The organism is Streptomyces sp. NPDC086519, from assembly GCF_040686075.1.
GTDB lineage: Bacteria > Actinomycetota > Actinomycetes > Streptomycetales > Streptomycetaceae > Streptomyces > Streptomyces shenzhenensis.
This window is the reverse complement of record NZ_JBFBJL010000003.1, coordinates 200,205-217,575: the sequence shown is the minus strand read 5'-3', so window position 1 is coordinate 217,575 and position 17,371 is coordinate 200,205. Positions and strand designations below refer to the sequence as shown.

At 68.4% G+C, this 17,371-nt stretch carries 17 protein-coding genes; 1 reads left to right on the top strand and 16 read right to left on the bottom strand.

Features of this window, described 5'->3' with window-relative positions; genetic code table 11:
• Positions 1 to 18: 18 nt before the first annotated feature.
• From AB0P24_RS05530 to AB0P24_RS05475, 12 genes are all read right to left on the bottom strand, one after another.
• Positions 19 to 1,185, bottom strand: a complete 1,167-nt coding sequence (locus AB0P24_RS05530) for a peptidoglycan-binding protein LysM (RefSeq protein ID WP_365790904.1) — start codon at positions 1,183 to 1,185, stop codon at positions 19 to 21.
• A gap of 4 nt (positions 1,186 to 1,189) precedes the next feature.
• Positions 1,190 to 2,029 (bottom strand): hypothetical protein, encoded by an 840-nt coding sequence (locus AB0P24_RS05525; protein ID WP_365790903.1) that lies wholly within the window; start codon positions 2,027 to 2,029, stop codon positions 1,190 to 1,192.
• 63 nt (positions 2,030 to 2,092) lie between these two features.
• Positions 2,093 to 2,737, bottom strand: a complete 645-nt coding sequence (locus AB0P24_RS05520) for a hypothetical protein (protein ID WP_365790902.1) — start codon at positions 2,735 to 2,737, stop codon at positions 2,093 to 2,095.
• A 15-nt stretch (positions 2,738 to 2,752) separates the two neighbouring features.
• A complete protein-coding gene (locus AB0P24_RS05515; RefSeq protein ID WP_365790901.1) occupies positions 2,753 to 3,520 on the bottom strand; it encodes a hypothetical protein in 768 nt (255 codons plus the stop codon).
• Entirely contained in the window at positions 3,517 to 4,617 is a 1,101-nt protein-coding gene (locus AB0P24_RS05510; protein ID WP_365790900.1) for a DUF5047 domain-containing protein, read from the bottom strand. The genes AB0P24_RS05515 and AB0P24_RS05510 overlap by 4 nt, the downstream gene beginning before the upstream one ends.
• Positions 4,614 to 6,839 (bottom strand): hypothetical protein, encoded by a 2,226-nt coding sequence (locus AB0P24_RS05505; RefSeq protein ID WP_365790899.1) that lies wholly within the window; start codon positions 6,837 to 6,839, stop codon positions 4,614 to 4,616. The genes AB0P24_RS05510 and AB0P24_RS05505 overlap by 4 nt, the downstream gene beginning before the upstream one ends.
• Positions 6,840 to 6,849: 10 nt before the next feature.
• Positions 6,850 to 11,175 carry a hypothetical protein gene (locus tag AB0P24_RS05500; protein WP_365790898.1) on the bottom strand — a complete coding sequence of 1,442 codons (4,326 nt, stop codon included), beginning with the start codon at positions 11,173 to 11,175 and terminating at the stop codon, positions 6,850 to 6,852.
• Between the two features lie 32 nt (positions 11,176 to 11,207).
• On the bottom strand, positions 11,208 to 11,525 hold the full coding sequence (locus tag AB0P24_RS05495; RefSeq protein WP_365790897.1) for a hypothetical protein: 318 nt from the start codon (positions 11,523 to 11,525) through the stop codon (positions 11,208 to 11,210).
• A gap of 80 nt (positions 11,526 to 11,605) precedes the next feature.
• Entirely contained in the window at positions 11,606 to 12,025 is a 420-nt protein-coding gene (locus AB0P24_RS05490; protein WP_365790896.1) for a hypothetical protein, read from the bottom strand.
• Positions 12,026 to 12,114: 89 nt separating this feature from the next.
• Positions 12,115 to 12,705: a phage tail protein gene (locus AB0P24_RS05485; RefSeq protein WP_365790895.1), complete on the bottom strand. Its 591-nt coding sequence runs from the start codon at positions 12,703 to 12,705 to the stop codon at positions 12,115 to 12,117.
• An 80-nt stretch (positions 12,706 to 12,785) separates the two neighbouring features.
• Complete coding sequence (locus tag AB0P24_RS05480) at positions 12,786 to 13,178, bottom strand: hypothetical protein (RefSeq protein ID WP_365790894.1); 393 nt, start codon at positions 13,176 to 13,178, stop codon at positions 12,786 to 12,788.
• Positions 13,175 to 13,462 (bottom strand): HK97 gp10 family phage protein, encoded by a 288-nt coding sequence (locus AB0P24_RS05475; protein ID WP_365790893.1) that lies wholly within the window; start codon positions 13,460 to 13,462, stop codon positions 13,175 to 13,177. The genes AB0P24_RS05480 and AB0P24_RS05475 overlap by 4 nt, the downstream gene beginning before the upstream one ends.
• Before the next feature lie 78 nt (positions 13,463 to 13,540).
• Here AB0P24_RS05475 and AB0P24_RS05470 point away from each other — a divergent pair, with 78 nt between their 5' ends.
• Positions 13,541 to 13,870, top strand: a complete 330-nt coding sequence (locus AB0P24_RS05470) for a DUF4429 domain-containing protein (protein WP_365790892.1) — start codon at positions 13,541 to 13,543, stop codon at positions 13,868 to 13,870.
• Positions 13,871 to 14,246: 376 nt separating this feature from the next.
• Here AB0P24_RS05470 and AB0P24_RS05465 read toward each other — a convergent pair whose 3' ends face one another.
• From AB0P24_RS05465 to AB0P24_RS05450, 4 genes are all read right to left on the bottom strand, one after another.
• Positions 14,247 to 14,663, bottom strand: coding sequence for a hypothetical protein (locus tag AB0P24_RS05465; protein WP_365790891.1), 417 nt, complete (start codon positions 14,661 to 14,663; stop codon positions 14,247 to 14,249).
• An 11-nt stretch (positions 14,664 to 14,674) separates the two neighbouring features.
• Positions 14,675 to 15,634, bottom strand: a complete 960-nt coding sequence (locus tag AB0P24_RS05460) for a glycosyltransferase family 4 protein (RefSeq protein ID WP_365790942.1) — start codon at positions 15,632 to 15,634, stop codon at positions 14,675 to 14,677.
• A 74-nt stretch (positions 15,635 to 15,708) separates the two neighbouring features.
• Complete coding sequence (locus tag AB0P24_RS05455) at positions 15,709 to 16,665, bottom strand: phage major capsid protein (RefSeq protein WP_365790890.1); 957 nt, start codon at positions 16,663 to 16,665, stop codon at positions 15,709 to 15,711.
• A 19-nt stretch (positions 16,666 to 16,684) separates the two neighbouring features.
• Entirely contained in the window at positions 16,685 to 17,329 is a 645-nt protein-coding gene (locus AB0P24_RS05450) for a hypothetical protein (RefSeq protein ID WP_365790889.1), read from the bottom strand.
• Between the last annotated feature and the right edge of the window lie 42 nt (positions 17,330 to 17,371).

Here is a 17,371-nt window from a genome sequence, read left to right as displayed (position 1 = left end):
ATGGTTCGTTCCTTCCGATCAGGCGACGACGGAGAATCCGTGCTTGGCGCCGAGCTTGGTGAGCGAGGTCATGCCGGGGATGCCGTCGGCTGCGCTGCCGCTGTAGCCGAGGTGCTGCTGCCACAACTGGTAGGCCCGGACCGTCTTCGTGCCGAACGAGCCGTCCACGTAGCCCGGTGACAGGTAGCCCTCCGCGTCGAGCGCCTTCTCGACGAGGAGGACTTCCGCCTTGTAGGTGGTGTGGCCCTGCGCGGCCTGCGGATCGTGCTTCGCCGCGTACACGACGTGCGCCAGCGACACCTTCGGCTTCGTCTGGACTGGCGGCTTCGGGGGGACCGTGACCTTGCCCGGCACCTTGGCGACGTCGATCGCTCCGGGGTCGCCGTGGTCGTTACCCGGAACGTCGGCGTGCGCGAAGTAGCCGCCGTCGCCCTGCCACACGGTCCGCGACCGCGAATGCGACCCTCCCGGGTAGGCGGGCGGCGCGCCGGCAGGCCAGACCCGGGGGACGCCCCACGAATCGGCGGCGGCGAGCAGTTTCTGGTATCCGGGCTTCTTCGCCGGGTCCCAGCCGGTCGTCCATGGATGGGCCGCGTAGCCGAGGACTTCCCACTGGATGCACACGCGGCCTTCCCGGTTCGTGCGCCGGGTGCCGTCGTTCTTCAGGGCGCGCGCGGACTGGTTGAGCGGTCCGAACTGGCCGATGCGGTCGGTCACCGGGCAGTAGATGAGCTGCGGCTCGGATGCGACGCGCACCAGGTAGGAGCCGACGGATTCCAGGTAGGAGCCTCCGGCCGGTGATTCGGTGGTGTGCTCGACGACGCGGGGCGGGTTCTCCGGGTGGTCCATGGCGCCGCCGATGGAGCCGTCGCCGATACGGATGGCGCCGGGGATCCACGTGGTCCCGGTGGCCGTGAGCGCCTGTACGTCCGCTGTGCCGGCACCCCCGGGGTCGGCGATGCGTCGCTCGAAGGTTTCGGTGTCGACGGGCTGGTAGCAGTCGAGGTCGCCGTCTTCCCGCAGGACGAAGAACGCGCCGGGCGTTCGCGGGTGCTCCTTGACGAAGCGCGGGACGTCTTCGATCGCGGCGAGTGCGCGGACGGTGTCGACGTGGTCCTGATCGACCTGGCCGCAGTAGGTGATGGTCTGGTCGGGGTGGAGTATCGCCGCGTGGTAGGTCGTCATGGCGTCACTGCCCTGTCGTGGTGGGGATGTTGTTGTCCTTGGCCCACCCGTTCATCAGAGCCACGACCTGAACCAGTCGAGGATCCGCAGAAGGAGTGGGCGCCGGAGGAGGGGACGGGACCGTGGCCCACACGGGGACGGTGACGTCGCCCTGCTGGGACAGCAGCCACTGCACGTCCGACTCCGTGAACCAGGCCGAGCCGCGTACACCCCACGAGTCGCCCCAGCTGTTGTCCATGCGGAACGCCTGCCGGGTGGTGTCGTAGGCGGACAGCACGTACTCGTGGCCGCCTGCGACCTGGCTGTTGCGGTCGACGTTGACGAAGCCGGTGGCCGGGTCGGTGTCGAACATGGACTCCAGCCAGACGGTGCCGACCATGACGGGCCCGGTCTGGAGTGCGGACTTGAGGGCGGCGAGGCTGAAGGCGTGGGTGTAGCCGGTGGCGAGCCCGAGCTTCTTCAGTGCCTTCGCGGCGCCGAGTCCGGAGGAGCCGGTGTCGTCGGGCGGGTAGGTGCCGGTGATGTTGTCGAGCTGGGTGGCGAGTTTGTAGACGTCGACGGCGAGGTCTTCGTCGACGGGCAGGGTGTCGCCGTTGATGGTGACCGAGGTGAGGCCGGTGCGGGCTGCGGAGTCGGTGCCGATGAGTCCGGTGGCGGCGTTGCCGGTGCAGCTTCCGAGCGACTGTTGGTCAAAAATCGGTGCGCGGCGGGTCCAGTCGACGCTCTTGATGGCCGTCTTCGGCAGGACACCGTGGGCGTAGTTGAGGCTGCGCGGGTCGTGCTCGACGTGACGGCCGAACCGGTAGCCACGGTTGTGCGTCTCGGGGAGGTGAGCGACGTTCAACTGCCCTCCAGGGCATGAAAAAAGCCCCGGTGAGGGCGGGGCGCGGGCGGTGTGCGGGGAAGGTCAGGAGGAGGGTTCGACGAGGAGGACACCGCCGAACGTGGAGGCTGTGCTGGAGGTGCCGGAGCTGATGTTCCACTGCGGCACGATGGTGATCGTTTCGCCGGGGGTCATGCCGGTCAGCATGTAGCGGCGGGACGCCACCACCCGCTTGGCCTGCGCTGACAGCCCGGTCTTGTTGAGGTCGACGAACGCGTAGCCCAGGGAGCCGATGGCCCGCCATGCCGCCCAGATCGTTGACGTGTCGGTGTTGGTGTTGGCGAGCGCCGCGCTGACCGTGACGATGGCCCGCCCCGACGGGGGCGCCACGAACTGGGGGCGTGGCCACGCTGACGAGCTGTAGTCGACGGTCGTTCCGGTGACGTTGTAGGGGGCGTCCGATACCTGCTCGGCCTGTACCGGGATCGGCTGCACCGGGATCCATGACCCGGAGTGGTAGACCTCCTGGCGCCCTTCGGAGATCAGCCACACGGTCATGCCCTCGGCCGGGGAGTCGATGGCGGCGCTGCGTGCGGCTGCGGACGCGAACCGCATGATGCTCCGCGGGATCACCCCGCTGCCGAGCGCCCCGACCGCGGAGGGAATGTCGGGGGCGTCCGTGAGGGACCACAGACTGATTCCCTGCCCCCAGGCGTCATTAGTGGGCATCGCGCCCCTTCCTGGTCAGGAAGCGCGGTGCAGGCGCATCCACGAATCGGTGAGAAGGTTGGTGGCTGTGGCGGCGGACGTGCCTTGCGCCCAGGCCATCGCTACCGTTCCGGCGGTTGCGCCGACGCGGATCGTGCCGGTGATCTGCACAGCGAACCCGGTAGCGCCGAGCCCGCCGTAGGTGCGGTTGGAAGTGATCCCGGTGGATTCGGTGCGGACCGTGTAACCCCATGTGGACGAGACGTCCTGCTGGGTTCCGCCGCCGCCCGTGCCACTCACGACCGCGGTGCCGTTCCCGATGCCGATCCACGTTCCGGACGTGCCTGACGGCACCGACCAGCCGAGGAGGATGTCGTTGACACCCGAGTAGAAAGCGACCGCGGTCAGGTCATAGACGGCGTCGGCGGTCACCGGCAGCACGATCTGCGGGTCCGCGGTGGGCGTGATTGTGTCGTGACGGCCCAGGTCCGCGTTACGGACCGCGGTACGGGCGGCCCCGATCGGGTCCGTGTTTGTCGCCAGCCGGCCGACTGCCGCCCAGTTACCCGAGCTCGACTGGGTGATTACCGCGACGTCACCGACAGTGGGCTGCAGGTAGGACTCCAGGCAGCGGACGGTGACACCGGCAGCTGTGATGGTGCCGTCTGTGGCGACGGCGGTGACGGTGGCCAGCCGCCAGTCCGAGCCGCGCACCGAAGGCGCCTGTTCCCCCGCGCGTTTGGCGCGCTGTGCCAGCGCCCATGCGAGATCGCGGGTGCTGGCGTGGGCGGACTTCTTCGTCACGCGTCCTCCTTCGCGGAGATCGTCGCGATGGGGAAGTCACCGCCGATATCCAGGGGCACGCTGAAGCTGGCGACCTGGTGGAGTTCCTTCGATTCGTCCTCGTGCTGCACCCGCAGCACATCCCCCGGCTCCAGTGCGGGGTTCGGCAGCGATGAGATGTCACCGGCGGCGTTCGGGGCTTTTGCCTGCGCCAGCTTCAGTGTGGCCGCCTGCTGGCATGCGGTCGTCGTCGTCAGGGTGGCCGAGCTGAAGAAGTCGGGCCGGCGGCCATACGGGCCGGACCAGTAGGTGGGGCTGTTCGGGTCGTTGTCGACGGCCAGGTATGAGACGGGCGGGGCGTTGTCTGTGGTGTTCTCGCCCGACGCCAGAATGCCGTTGAAGACGCCGTCCGATGCCATTGACCGGGTTGCGGAGATGTAGGCGCCGTCCTCGGTTGCGGCGATCGTCCACACCGGGGTTGCTGTGGCCAGGTCGGGCAGGGTCGCGATGACGAACACCCCGTCCGGGTTCGCATACACCTCGGCGCCGGCCGCCGCCGCGATCTCCTGGGCGCCGGCCCACGCGTCCGCGCCCACGTCGAAGGTGCGCCGACCGATGGCTTGGTCGGTGATGCTGCTGACGACTGCTGCGGTCGGGATGCTCCGCTGGATGATCGCGGTGACGGCGCTCACCACAGTCCCGGACGCGGTATAGGCGGCCGTGAACTTGTCGTCCGCGACGATCGCCGACAGATCCTTGCCCTGCAGCGTCACCGGGCCGGCCGATACATCGCCGCCGACCGAGTCCAGGCGGAACACGCCCAGCGGAACCAGCTCGACATCGTCCGGGCTTCCGTAGGTGACCCCGCGGGAGATCCGCAGTTGGGCGCCGTAGGTGGCGAGCTGATTCGATGCGGTGCGCGGGATCAGAGATGGGTCGGCGATCGTGACGGTGCAGGTCCGACGGATCGCCTGCGAACGGTCCACCGTCACGCTGCCGCCGGTCACCGCCAGGTCGACGGTCGTACCGGTGGTGAGTAGCAGCGTCGCCTGGACGACCGGGGTGTGGGATTCGGCGAGACGCGGCAGGAACCGGCTGGAGACGGAGTACAAGCTCACCTCCGCCGGTCGAGCAGCAGATCCTCGCAGGTCGCATAGGCGGCGAGTACGTCGGCGCAGGTGGCGAACTCGGTGACGACGTCCTGCCAGGTGCGGCCGGCAGGCCCGTTGATACCGGCAGTGACCGGCATGTCGGCCTCGATGAGCGGCAGCGTCCACGCCCGCCACACGTCCTGCGCCAGGCCGCCGGTGCGCGCCTCGGTGACCTCGCCGACGTTGACGTACATGTCGGTGACGCCCATGCCGGGCACCGCCTGCCACAGCAGGACCCCGCCGGAATCCAGCAGAAGATGCAGCCCCACTCGTTCGTCGTTGCTGCGTGTCCACACCGCCAGATCACCTTCGAGACCCTGCCGGGTCCCGGACAGGACGACCTTGTTGCGGCGGCCGCGAACCACATAGGCGGCCTGGTCGACGGGCCGCTGCCAGTCCGGGGCCCGCTGCACCATCACCTGCATGTTGCGCTGCGGATTCGACGGATCCTTCAGCCAGGCCATATTGACGGAAGACAGGGTGAGTTCGACGGTGCTGGAGCTGCGGCTGGACGCGATACTCCCCGCCGTGTTGTAGATGTCGATCTGGTAGCGGACCGGCACCCTCATCGGCGCCTCATGGTCCTCGATGACCAGCAGGTCAGAGGTGATGGCCTGCTGATCGATGAGTCCTGCCGGCCCGCGGACCAGTGTGCGTGTCCCGTCCGATGCAACCCGGGACACCGACAGCAGAAAGTCCAGGGGCAGCTCGCGCAGTGTCAGCTGCACGTATCCGTCGTCGTTGAGGACTTCGACCGCAGTCTGCGGCAGTACCTGCCACAACACGATCTGATCGAGATGCAACACCGACGACGACGCGGACGCTGTCACCACCGCCTCGGCGGCGGCCTGTGTCGCCCCCGCGGGGGCGACACCGTCGGACGGCAGCACATACCAGGACGTGCCCGGGAGGCTGTAGAGGACGCCGACGCTCGCCCCGAGGTCGGTGTTCGATGCGTCGTACCAACGGATGCGGACCAGAACGCTCGCCCACGTGCCGACCGAAGGGTGCGCGAGGAACTGGACCCGATGGTTCTGGCCCGCCACGATCCCGGACACGCGCGTCGACCGGATCGTGGAGGCGGTGGCTGTCGACGACGACACGGCGAGCGCATACGAGCCGTCGAAGAAGCTGCTCCCCCACGGGGTGGTGCGGGCCAGAGTGGCGACACCGCTCACGGTCGCCCACCCTGCGATGCCCTGCTCGATGCTGGAGTCCGCGTAGGGCAGCAGGCTGCCCGCCTGCAAGGACGGGGCCACCGTGACGGCGACGGTCTCCAGGCGCAGCACCTGCCCAGCAGCGGCAGAGTCCAGGCCCGCAGCCACCGAGCAGGTCGCCGCGTTGGCAGGCGCGACCATGGAGGCGCGCTGCCGGTACATGCCCGTCCCTGGCGCCGCCAGCGCGGACCGCTGGGAGGCAACCTGGTTGTTGTTGGAGTCGTAGAACCGCAGCTCGATCCAGGCCTGCGCAGCCATCGTCGGCGGCTGCAGGTAGGCGTAGGCCAGGTACTCGGTGCCCGGCGTGACTGTCGGCCGGTCCGTCGCCAGGATGGAGGCATTGCCGGCGGCGACCGCGGTCATCGCCAGGGTGTGGCCGCCTGCCAGGTAGTTGTCGACGGCCCACGAGACGACAGGTACCTGCCGGGAGATCGTCGCGTTGACGACCGGTGCCCACGCGGACACGTCGACTTCGCTGCTCTCGGTGTTGAACGGCAGCAGGTTGCCGAGCGTTGTTTTCGGCAGGCCGAGGTAGACGTTCTCCCAGTAGTGGGAGACTGCCGCTCCGGTCTCGGTCGATGACAGCAGTACCCGCGCGTACACGGCCAGGCCCGGTGCCTGCCCGGCAACGCTCACACGATGCCAGCCGGACGAAGACCCTGCCGTGGTGACAGCCCACGTGATGCTGATCTCGGTTGCCGCGTAGTTCAGCCACTGGATGCCGATCCGCTCCGGCACCACCCCGGCGGTGTCTGCGAACGCCTCGTAGACTGCGCCGGGTGTGATCCGGTACATGGAGACGGTGCGGGCCTGCATCTCCCCTGCTGCCACGCTCTTGACGGCCAGGCAGCCGTCGCCGTTCCGGCCGCCCACCCCTTGCACGATCGTGCAGTTCAGTTTGCTCGTCCAGCCCGACGTGTTCGGGTCGACCATCTCCGTGGTCGGGCTGAGGAGGTTCCCGGGGATCGCCAAGGTGGCCTCCTCAGCTCGCGTTGAGTACCTGGATCAGTTCGCCCTGCGCGTTGTGGACTTCGGCGCGGGCAATGGAGGCGATACCTTCGTTACCCACCCACACATTCAGTGACAGATCGCCGAGTGCTGCCCCGTCCGTGCCGCGGGTGGCAGCGCCGTGGATGGCGCTCCACTGGGACGGAGTCAGTACCGCCTCCGGCTGCGACAGCCCATTGAAACCGAACCCTCCCGACGGCAGCAGGCCGCCCTGGTCGTACTTGCCGGGCTGGAAGCCGTACCAGGCCGGGAACAGCGAGTCTTTGTAGCCGCGCGCCCGGGAGCCCACGAGCACGCCCGCGCCCCCTCGGGACTCGACGTTCGTCTTCCCGAGCGTTCCTGCTGTGTGGCCCACGCCGGCGTTCGTGACGCCGATACGGAACGCCGAGTTGCCGTGATATACCCAGCCGGGCGGGGCTGTCTTCCCGGAGAACGCACCGGTGGCCCACCGGCGGTGCGGCTTCTCCCCGCGGATGACGGACTCGATCGCGGACATGAAACCGGAGCAGTCCCACGATGGATTGCCGTTGCCGCCCCACTGGTAGGGCTTCCCAGCCTGCGTGCGGGCCCACTTCAGACCAGCCTGGATCCGTGGACCGCCAATCCCGCCGGCACCCTTCTTGTCGGCCTTCTTGGAGTACCCGAACAGCGCGTCGATGATCTTGTTGGGGATGTTGCGGATCAGTTTCCCGAAGCCGGTGTCCATGCCCGGGAAGTTCCTCAGCAGCGGGTTGACGACGCTCTTCACGCCTGCCCGCGCCGACGCTTCCAGGGTGTCCGACAGCCAGGACGCGCCCTTCTTGACCGCGTTCCAGATGTCCGATCCGGCACCGGAGACCGCGCTGGCCGCCTTGCCGATCCAGCCGAAGATCCCTCCGCCCGCGAACCGCTGCACCGGGTAGATGCCGCCGTTCGCGTACTTCAGGGACCGGTCGGTTGCCATCGGTGCGCTGCCGCCCAGGAGCGGCGCCAAGGCGGCCTTTACGCCCTGAGCGCCATGGGACTTGGCGATCGAGTTCATCGCCCCGACGAAGCCGCCGCCGACCGCCCGGGTGAATTCCGGGCGCATGATGGCCTCGCCGCCTGACAGCGACAGCGCGCCCCCGGTCGGGGACAGGAAGTGGTGGACGTCCCGGCCCGGCGTGTAGCCCGGCATGATGCCGCCAGCTGCGAACTTGAACTTCGGCAGCGCCGGAGCACCGAACGCCCTCGCAACTTTGTTCCAGACGCCGACGATGCCGTTGTTGTAGACAGTGTCGACGATGAACTTCACTGGCGCCTTTGCGACGCCCTTGAGCTTGTCCCACTGGCTCTTGATCGCGGAAACGGCGTCCGAGAACAGGCCTCCAAGGCCCTTGAGGATCCGGCCCCAGCTGTCGAAGACCGGTTTGACACCCTTGTCGTAGGCATACCGTCCGGCACTAACGATGCTGTTCCACGACGGCTTGATGGCCTTGTCGTACAGCCACCGCGCCCATCCGCCCAAGGTCCTGAAGCCGCTGATGATCGCATCGAACTGTGGCTTGATGGCGTTCCGCCACAGCCACACCGCGAGGTCGCCGATCCAGCCGAACACCGGCCTCAACGCCTTCGACCAGAGCACCATCGCCGCGTTCCCCAACTGCTTGAACACGGCGATGATCGGAAGGAAGACGGTGATCACGATCAGGGTGAGCAGGATCCGGGCGGCGATCGAGATGGCATCCCACGCCGGTTTGATGGCGTTCGTCCACAGCCAGAGCGCGATCCGGCCGAGCTGCTGCATGCCCTGCCAGATGTAGGCGAACACCGGCTGCAGAGCATTCGTCCACAGCCACAGTGCACCGACCCTGATGGCGTTCCACACGGCCTGCACCGCATCCCGGAACCACGAGAAACGGCGATACAGGTACACGACCGCAGCGACCACGGCGACGATCGCCAGGATGATCCAGCCCCACGGACCGGCCGTCGCGATCAGGTTGAACGCCTCCACGGCGCCGTTGGCGATCCACTGGGCGGCTGCCCACAACTTCGTCGCCACGAACAGCCCGTACATGCCGATCACCAGCTCTGGCAGGAACGTCGCCACGTTCCCGAGGACCGCCGCCGTGCCGCCGACCAGACGCAGCAGCGGACCCGACACCGGGCTGATCGCCTTGCCGATGTCGAAGGCCGCGGTGACGATCTGCCCCAGCACGTGTGCGACGAGCGGCCCCTTGTCCGCGGAGTACGACAGGAAGCTCTCGAACGCCGGAGACCCCTTCAAGCCCGTACCCCACGTCGCGAACCGGCCCGTGATCCGCTGCATCGTGCTGGAGATCGAGTCCATGTGCGGCAGGAACGCGTCAATGACGCCCGCCATCCCCTTGAACACATTTCCGAAAGAAACACCCAAGCCGACCACGGCCGGCTCCACGTTCCCCTGCAGATCCGTCTTGAAGCCCTGCCAGAACGGCGTCTTCAGCTGCGCCGACGCCTTGTCCTGCAACGTGCCGATCGCCGCTGCCGCGCCGAGCACGAACGGCGTCAACGTGGGCAGCACGTTCCGCAACGCCACTAGCGCCCGCGTGAACAACGGCATCACCTGCGGCTGCAACGACCGCGACCACGCCGAAAACGCCGACCGCAACCCCACGAACGCGTTCAACGTCCCCCGTGCCGCCGGCGTCAGCTTCGCCAACTCGGCCTGGTACTTGGCCTGCGCCACGGCAGCCTGATCGACGCCCCCGGCCGCCGACTGCGACGCGGAGGCAATCTGCCGCTGGGCCGACGCCACCGCATCAGCCGCATTCTGCTGAGCGACCCCGACGTTCGCTTCGGCGTCCGCGACCTTCTGCTGGGCGTCAGCAATCTGCCGGGCGTTGTCCGTGGCCACCTTCGTCTGGTTGGCCTGCGCATCCGCCAGTGCCTGCGCCTTGTCGGCGGTGTTCTGCTGCGCCTGCGTCAGCTGGTCCTGGGCGTTCTTGTACGTCTGCGAGCCCTTGACGCCCGCCTTGTTCGCCGCCGCCGTATCGGCCTTGGCGCGCTTCGTGGCGAGCTGCTGCTCCTTCAGGTTCTGCTGAGCCTCGTCGAACTGCAGCTGAGCCTGAGCGCGCTGCAAGGCGGTCGCCTTCGACCCGGCGGCGTTGACCGCATTGAGGTTCTGCCGGGCCTCCGTCACCCGCAACTCGGCGTCCCGCAGGCTCAGCTGCTGGTCGACGAGCTGGTTGTTCATGTCCTGCAGCTGCCGCTCCGCCTCCTTGCGGGCGGCCGTCAGATCCAGCTGTGCCTGCTTCTCGTCCTTCTGCGCCTGCGTCAACGCCTTCTCGGCGTCCGTGACCTGCCGGTCCGCCTGCTGCATGCGCTCCGCAGCCTGCGCGACCGCATCCGCCACACCCTGCTTGGCCTGCTTCACCTGCTGCTGGGCCTGCGCGATCTGCCGGGCACCATTCCGCTCGGCCGTCGCCAGAGCCTGCTGGGCGCCCGCCATCTGCAGCGCCTTCGACGACCCCTGCGACGACGCCTGCGCACCCTTGTAGGTGGCATTCGTTGCCGCATCCTGAGCGGCCTTCTGCGCCTGCAGCACCGTGCCGATCTGCTTGAACGCCGGAACCGCCACCAGCGCCACCGAGCCGATACCAGCCGCGGCAGCAGCACCCGCCGCCGCGATCGAGCCGAGCCCGGCCGCTACGATCGGCAGCACCGGCAGGATCGCCGGACCGAACGCGATCGCCGCAGTCGTCAACGTGGCGAAACCCGCGGTCGCGGACCGGGTATCGACGTCGACGTTCTTGCCGTCAACTGCGTCCACCTCAGCGCGTAGCGCCGCCAGCTGTGCTAGGGCCGCCGCCGTGTCAGCGCGCACCTGCACGTTCGGGTGCTCGGCACCCAGACGGCGCAGACGCGCCTCAACATCGGCGATCTCCGCCAGCGCGGTCGCCGCATCCACATCAATGCCGATGCGCTTACCCGACAGGGTCTCCAGACGGGCCCGCAACCGGGCCATATCCGCATCGAACCCCGTCGTCGACAACGACACGTCTGCCCGCGGCAAAGACCGGAACGCCGCCTCCAATCGCGCCTTCAGCGACCGGGAAAACGCACCCGCCGTCTCGTCACCCTGCCGGGCCGCCGCCGGACGTGCCGCACGGGCACCACTGTTGATGCCATCTCGGATCGCCGGCGTGAGCTGGGCGACGATCTGCCGACCGATGATCCGGCCGACCTCGTCGCCGATCTGCGACGCCGGCGGCACCAGCGCCGCCCGCAAACGCCCCTCGATGCCAGATGCGTTCGGCAGAACATCAACTTCGACCGAGCCGACGGAAATAGCAGGCACCGGGAGCCTCCTCCCAGCGCCTGGTGTGGCGCCTACCGTGTGAGCTGGAACAGGAACTCGGCAGTCGCCAAAGACAGTTGCGGCTTCGGCCTAACCGGCTTCGACCCCGGGCGCGGAGTCGGCTTCGGCGGATCGGGCCGCTTCGACTTCTTGTCGGTGTTCGCGCAGATCAGCACGTATTCGACGCGGCGCGTCGCATCCAGGTTCGCGGCCAAGAGCTGCTCAAGCTGCGACCAGCGGCCCTTCTCCGGTTCGCCCTTGCCTGCCTGCTCGGCCAGCTCCTCGTCAGAGAGTCCGTTGCGGAGCGCTGTCCAGGTCGCCGACTCCGGCGGCAGATGCTGGATGAGCACTCGTAGTTTCCGCCACGTCATCCGGCCCCGGTGCACATCGAGCAGGTCAACGCCGTTGTAGTAGCGGAGCAGGTCGGCTTCTACCGCCTCGGCGTGCGCCTGGACGACGGAGCGGGTCCACGCGAGTTTCCCAGGCTCTCACCAGCCAGCCGGGAGGCCCGCTCCGTGAAGTCGATCCACTCCTCCATCGTCGGGTCGACGTCGAGGAACACCTCGTAGTCGTCCGGGTGGAAGACCTTCTCGGCGAACGCGTCGATCTGCCCGGCGTTCAGCAGGCGCTGCCACGATGTCCGCCAGGCCGTCGGTGGGACGATCTGCACGTTCTCTCCGCACAGCTCGACGGTGATGTAGTGGCCGTCCGCCTCCACCTCCTGCGCCTCCGCAGCCGTGACCTCCGGCTCATCGGGGGCCTCGGCGGTGCGTCGGGCGGGCCGGGATGCGGATCGGGCGGCGGTACGGGGCTTCCTGCTGCTTGCGGTCGTGCGTGGTTCTGTGGCCACGGCGCGGGCCTCCTTCTGTGTTGCGGCGCGGGCACGGTTAGAGGTGGACGGGCCGGGCCCGCGCCAGGGTGGCGGCCCGTCCACCCGTCTCAGGACCCGCTGTAGGCGGGGGTCACCGGGAGCTTGTCCGTGTGGTACACGGTGTTCCCGGCGTCGTCGGGGTACGCGGTCACGGTGATCTCGTAGCCGGACATCTCGTCCTGCTTGAACGTGACGTCGCTGCGGTCCGAGATCTCGCCCTGCGGCACGTAGAAGCCGCGGGCGGTGTCGCCGTCGAACACGGCGAACCACCAGGCGCGACGGTCCGGGGTCGGCGTCGCGGTCTCCGCGAACGAGGTGAGCCCCGAGGTGCCGTCCGGCGTGAGGTCGGCCGCCGGAATCCGGTACATGATCGACTGGACGGGTACGCGGGCCGTCTCCCACAGCGTCAGCCCGAACGTCCGGATACTCTTGGTGATCGTCGTGCGGATCGGGCTGGTGAGGCCCCACGGTGTGAACTCCTGCGAGTCCTCGTCGAAACCGTAGGTGAGGCCGTCGTCCGAGATGCAGCCCAGCGGCTCCCACGGCGACGCAGGCTGCACCAGCGGCGACGACGGCGCGCTGGTGCCGACATTCGCCACCCAGCCGCCACCCGTCGTACCGATGATCGTCAGATCCGCCGCGCGAGTGATGTTGACCATGAAGGGTCTCCAAACATGCGTGAACCCCGCACGGCGGCGGGGTCAGAGGGGGAACAGGTCCGGCGCGGGCCCGTAAGCGGTCAGGAGACCGGGTGACAGAAGGCTTCGTAGGTGGCGCCCACTCGGCGTAGGGCGGTGTTCTCGTAGTCCCGTGGGCCGGGCAGCGTCAGTGCGGCCACTCGCCCGAACACGGCCGTCACTCCGAAGGAGCCGGGGATTTCGCCCGTCAGCCAGGCATGCACCGCCCGGCCTAGAGAGATCGCAGCGGCCCGGCTTTCCCCGAACACGTCCATGTCGAAGATGAATCGAGCGAGGCGAAACCCGTCGTCGCTACCGGCTGGGATCTGCTGGAACCGGATCGTCGGCAGCTCGTTGAGGAGGTTGTTGTCAAGCTCGTCCCGTACCACGGCGTCCGGGAACCGGGCTGTGGCGCGGGTGATGAGTTCCAGCTCGATGTCGACGAGCGCGGTCACTGATTCCGCCCTCCCAACTGGGCGGCCCTCAGCAGTACATGGTGGGCCGGGACGCGTTCGGTGCCGTACTCCACCCAACGGGCATAGTAGGCGCTGTTCCGAACGTAACCGACAGCGCGGTCCCTGCGTCGGCCGCCGCGGACCGTGCTGTCCGTGGACCACGACGCCTTGTAGTGGCCGGGATCCGGACTGGACTCGTCAACCGGCGAGAGTGCGACCGCGACACCCTTGATGACCTCGGCGCGGCGCAGCATCTCCGCCTGTATACCCGGCATTCGCAGCATCTCGCCAACCCCTTTACGGGACATCTTGAACCGTGCCGCCATAGCCCCTCCAGCAATCTCGAACGTCAGGGGGCAGACGTGGACAACCGCGAGGTGAAGGGCGCGCTCGGCACGATCGCCTTCGACGGAAAGTGGATCACCATCACGAAGAAGGGCCTCGGCTTCCGGCCCGCGCCGGTACGCATCCGCGCTGCCGACGTCATCTCGACGCGACTCAAGCGCGGCAACCGCTTCAACAACGGCTACGTCCAGTTCCTGCTCTCCGGTAGCAGTGCAGCCGGCGAACACCAGGGCCTCAACGTGGTCCACCGCCCCTCATACGAGGATCCCCACAGCCTGTCGTTCCGCTACAAGGCCAACGACGCCATGGAGAAGCTGGTCGCCGCCGTCGAGCAGGCACGCGGCTAGCCCGTCACCCGGTCCGCGGCGAACTGAATCGGGCCGCGGGTCCCAGTGAACGGGGAACGCCCCCAGTCGCCGGGCTCGCCTGTGATGTCGCACTTCACGCCGCGCACCATCACCTGATCGGTGGTGCGCAGTGGAAGACTCGATGCCGCCGACTGGTCCGCGGGGACGTACACGGTCCAGCCGACGATGACCGTGTCACGACCCTGCTGCTCCGGACCACCAACCTGAGGCGTCTCAGCCCGCGGCGTGACCACACAGCCCTTCAAGTCGAACGACTCGTCCGGGCCCGGCAGTGGATGCCCACGGGCGTCACGCCCCGGGGATGTACCGGTCCGCACGATGCGCACCGTCTCTCCGAATGGGTACGGGCCCGCCATCAGAGATAGCCCCAGCCCGGCTCGTACTCCTCCGGGAAGCCGAGGACACTCTCGACCGGCCACGTCGGCGTCGGGTCCGCAGTTGCCGGCGTGGGATCGACCGTGAACGCTCCACCGCGCCCGGCCAGCGACTTCAGGGCCGACTTGTCGCTCTTCGTCAGGTACAGGCCGCCCGAACCGGACGGACGCTGCACCGACATGGGGCCGATCGTCTCGTAGGACACCTGCTGCGGGTTCACGTAGGCGCGGCCCGCCACCGACAGCACCACCGCTTCCGCGCCCTCAGGCAGCGGCTTGACGATGGTCTGGCACAGCGAGACAGCCGTACTGATCAGCAGGTCTGCACGGTCACCGTCGATCTCGTCCAGCCCCAGGAAGAGGCCGAGCTGCTCAACGGTCGGCGGGATGAACGCCACTGCCCGGCCTCCTATCCGGTCAGACCCTCCACAGCCTGGCACCAGGCAGCCAGATCCGCGGCAGGGTCGAGCTCGGCGCTGCGCGCCTTGGCCCGCTTCGACGCCAGCCGGTACTCAGCTGCTGCGGCGAGCTTCCGCAGGACCGCCTCGTAGCCGGCAACGTCCTCCCGGTCCACGAAGATCCCTGCCTCGCCGAGGCTCTCGCACAGCCCCTGTGTGGGGTGGGCGACCACGGGAATCCCGGACGCAAGCGCCTCACAGCCGGCGCGCCCCCACGACTCGTAGGACGACGGCATCAGCAGGACCCGGGTCCGGGCGTACACCTTGGCCCGCATGTCGGCACCGTCGACGTGGTCGACGATTTCGACGTTGGGCAGGTCCGGGAGGATCTGTTCCCCGTAGGCGCCCTTCACAGCAAGGAACTGCTGGTCCGGCATGCGCTCGGCGAGGGCCTTGAGAACCCTGCCGCCCTTCTCTGGGTTGCAGTTGATGAGCGTGACGGCCTTGCCGGGCTTCGTCGCGTACTCGTCGGCGAACACCGGCGGGCGCACGACCAGACTGGCCGCAGGCCGGATGGACTTCGGGTACTCGGCGAAGAACAGCTCCGCCTCCCGGGCCATCCACTGGCTGTTATAGACCGCCAACGACGTGCCGCCCGCAGCCATGTCGCGGAACGTCGGCCGGTGCGTGTTGTGACACACCACTACCAGCCGCTTGCCGTAGCCGCGGGCCAGCGACGCCGTCGACGGCACCGTCTCCAGATGGGCCAGCAGCACATCCGCCTGCCGCACCGCCGTGGGCCAGTCCAGTCGGGACTCCAGCGGCACCACCCGGACGCCGCGATAGTCGTATTCCTTACCGGCCTTGCCGTACCGCGACAGCCACACGGACACGTCGTGCCCACGCTCCACCAGGGGCCGCAGCATGCTCACGACCATGTGCTCTGCCCCGGCGTTGTGCTCCGGAGGCATGGCGTGCACGCGGGCCACGATCTTCAGGGGCTTGGCTGCCCCGCCCGGCGCGGAAGCCGGGACAGCCCTGCCCATCAGGAACCGCTCGGGGTGCCGGTGAACTTCACGAACGCCTGGGCGTCGCCCTGCACGTAGCCGTAGAAGGCCTCCGCGAGGAGCAGTACCAGGTTCTCCTGGAACGCCGAGTGGACGCCGCCGTCCTCGTCGACGTAAGTGGCCTCCTTGGAGATGCGCACGGTGATGTCCATGCCGACGCCATACGCGGCCTGCGACCAGTCGCCGCCGATCGCACGCAGGCCGGTGTCCGTCGACGCGGACTGGCGGCGCTGCTTGCCCGACACCGACCGCGAGTAGGCGAGCGGCTCACCCACCAGAGTTCCCGCGGCGGCCATGTTCGTGCCCGGCGTGGTCGTGTCGACCAGGATCGGTCGGCCCGTCGTGTCCGTGGCCAGCAGCAGTGTCGGCTTCAGGCGGTGGTCGGCGACGGTCCCGGTGTAGTCCCAGTCGTCGTCGATGACCTCCGACATGCCGGTGACGATGTCCGCCCACACGCCGCCGTGGGCCTGCGTGGCGGTACCCAGGGCGACCGAGTGGGTGGTCATGGCCAGGTAGTCGTCGAACGGGCCGGTGGCGCCCTTCATCGTCTTGCCGTGGATCGCGGCGTGGTCGAAGGCCCGCGCGAACGCTGTCGGCAGGTCGTTCTGGAGCTGCGTCCACAGTCCGCCCGCGTTGGTCATGACGACCTCTTCGGCGACCGGGATGAGGACGGCGAGCTTCTTCGCCGTCATCTGCTTGACGTCGACGCCGCCCGTCGACAGGGGCTTCTTGGCGGCCTGCCCGACCCAGTCCGCGGTCGGGACGTCCATCGGGATCGGAATGCTCGTCGTCGCGTCGATGCTCAGCGGGGCCCGGCGCGCGAGCGCCATCACCGCCGACGCCTCCACGGACTTCTCGAAGATCGGCCCCGTGATCTCGCGGGGCAGCAGAGACGCACTGACGTCACTGAGCTTGAGGGGGGCGGTAGCCACCATGGTTGTCTCCTTCTCGCAGCTACTGCTTGAGCTGCGGCTTCAGCCACCCGGCGAACACGTCGGCCGGGTCCTTGGCCCGTTGGTTGTTGGCTCCGGACGCCTGAGTGCGATCCGGTGCGGGACGCCGCGGGCCCTCCGGGGGCTGGGGCTTCGCCCAGTGCGGCTTGCGCTCCAAGAGCGCATCGAGGTCCGCCTTGATGGCCGCCTCGTCGATCTCACCGTCAGAGTCGATGTACGAGCCGAGATCGAGCGCACCGACCGCGTCCTCCGGGTCCGCGAACCCGCCCGCGGCCAGCGCCTGCACCTGCGTGCGCACCAGACGCTGACGCGTCTGCGTGATCTGCTCGGTAGCCCGGGTGAGCTGGTCGTTGAGCCGCTCGGACTCCGTTTTCTGCGAGTCCTTGATTCGCTGGAGCTCTGCGGCTGCCGGCTCCAGTTCCTTCAGGCGTTTCCGGAGGTTCGCGGCCTCGCTGTTCTTCTTGCGCAGTTCGGCCTCGAACTTCTTCCGGTCGAACGGCTCCTCCTGCTTGACGTCGGCCGCCTCCTGGGCGCCCTCGGCTTCGCTGGTGCCGCCTTCCGCAGCCTCGCTGGTCGTCTCCTCGACGGCCTGCTCGGCGTCCGTGCCGGCCTGCTGGTCGGTGCTGGTCTCGTTGTCTTCAGGCATGACGAAACGGCCCTCCAGGGGCTCGAAAACAGGAATCGGCCG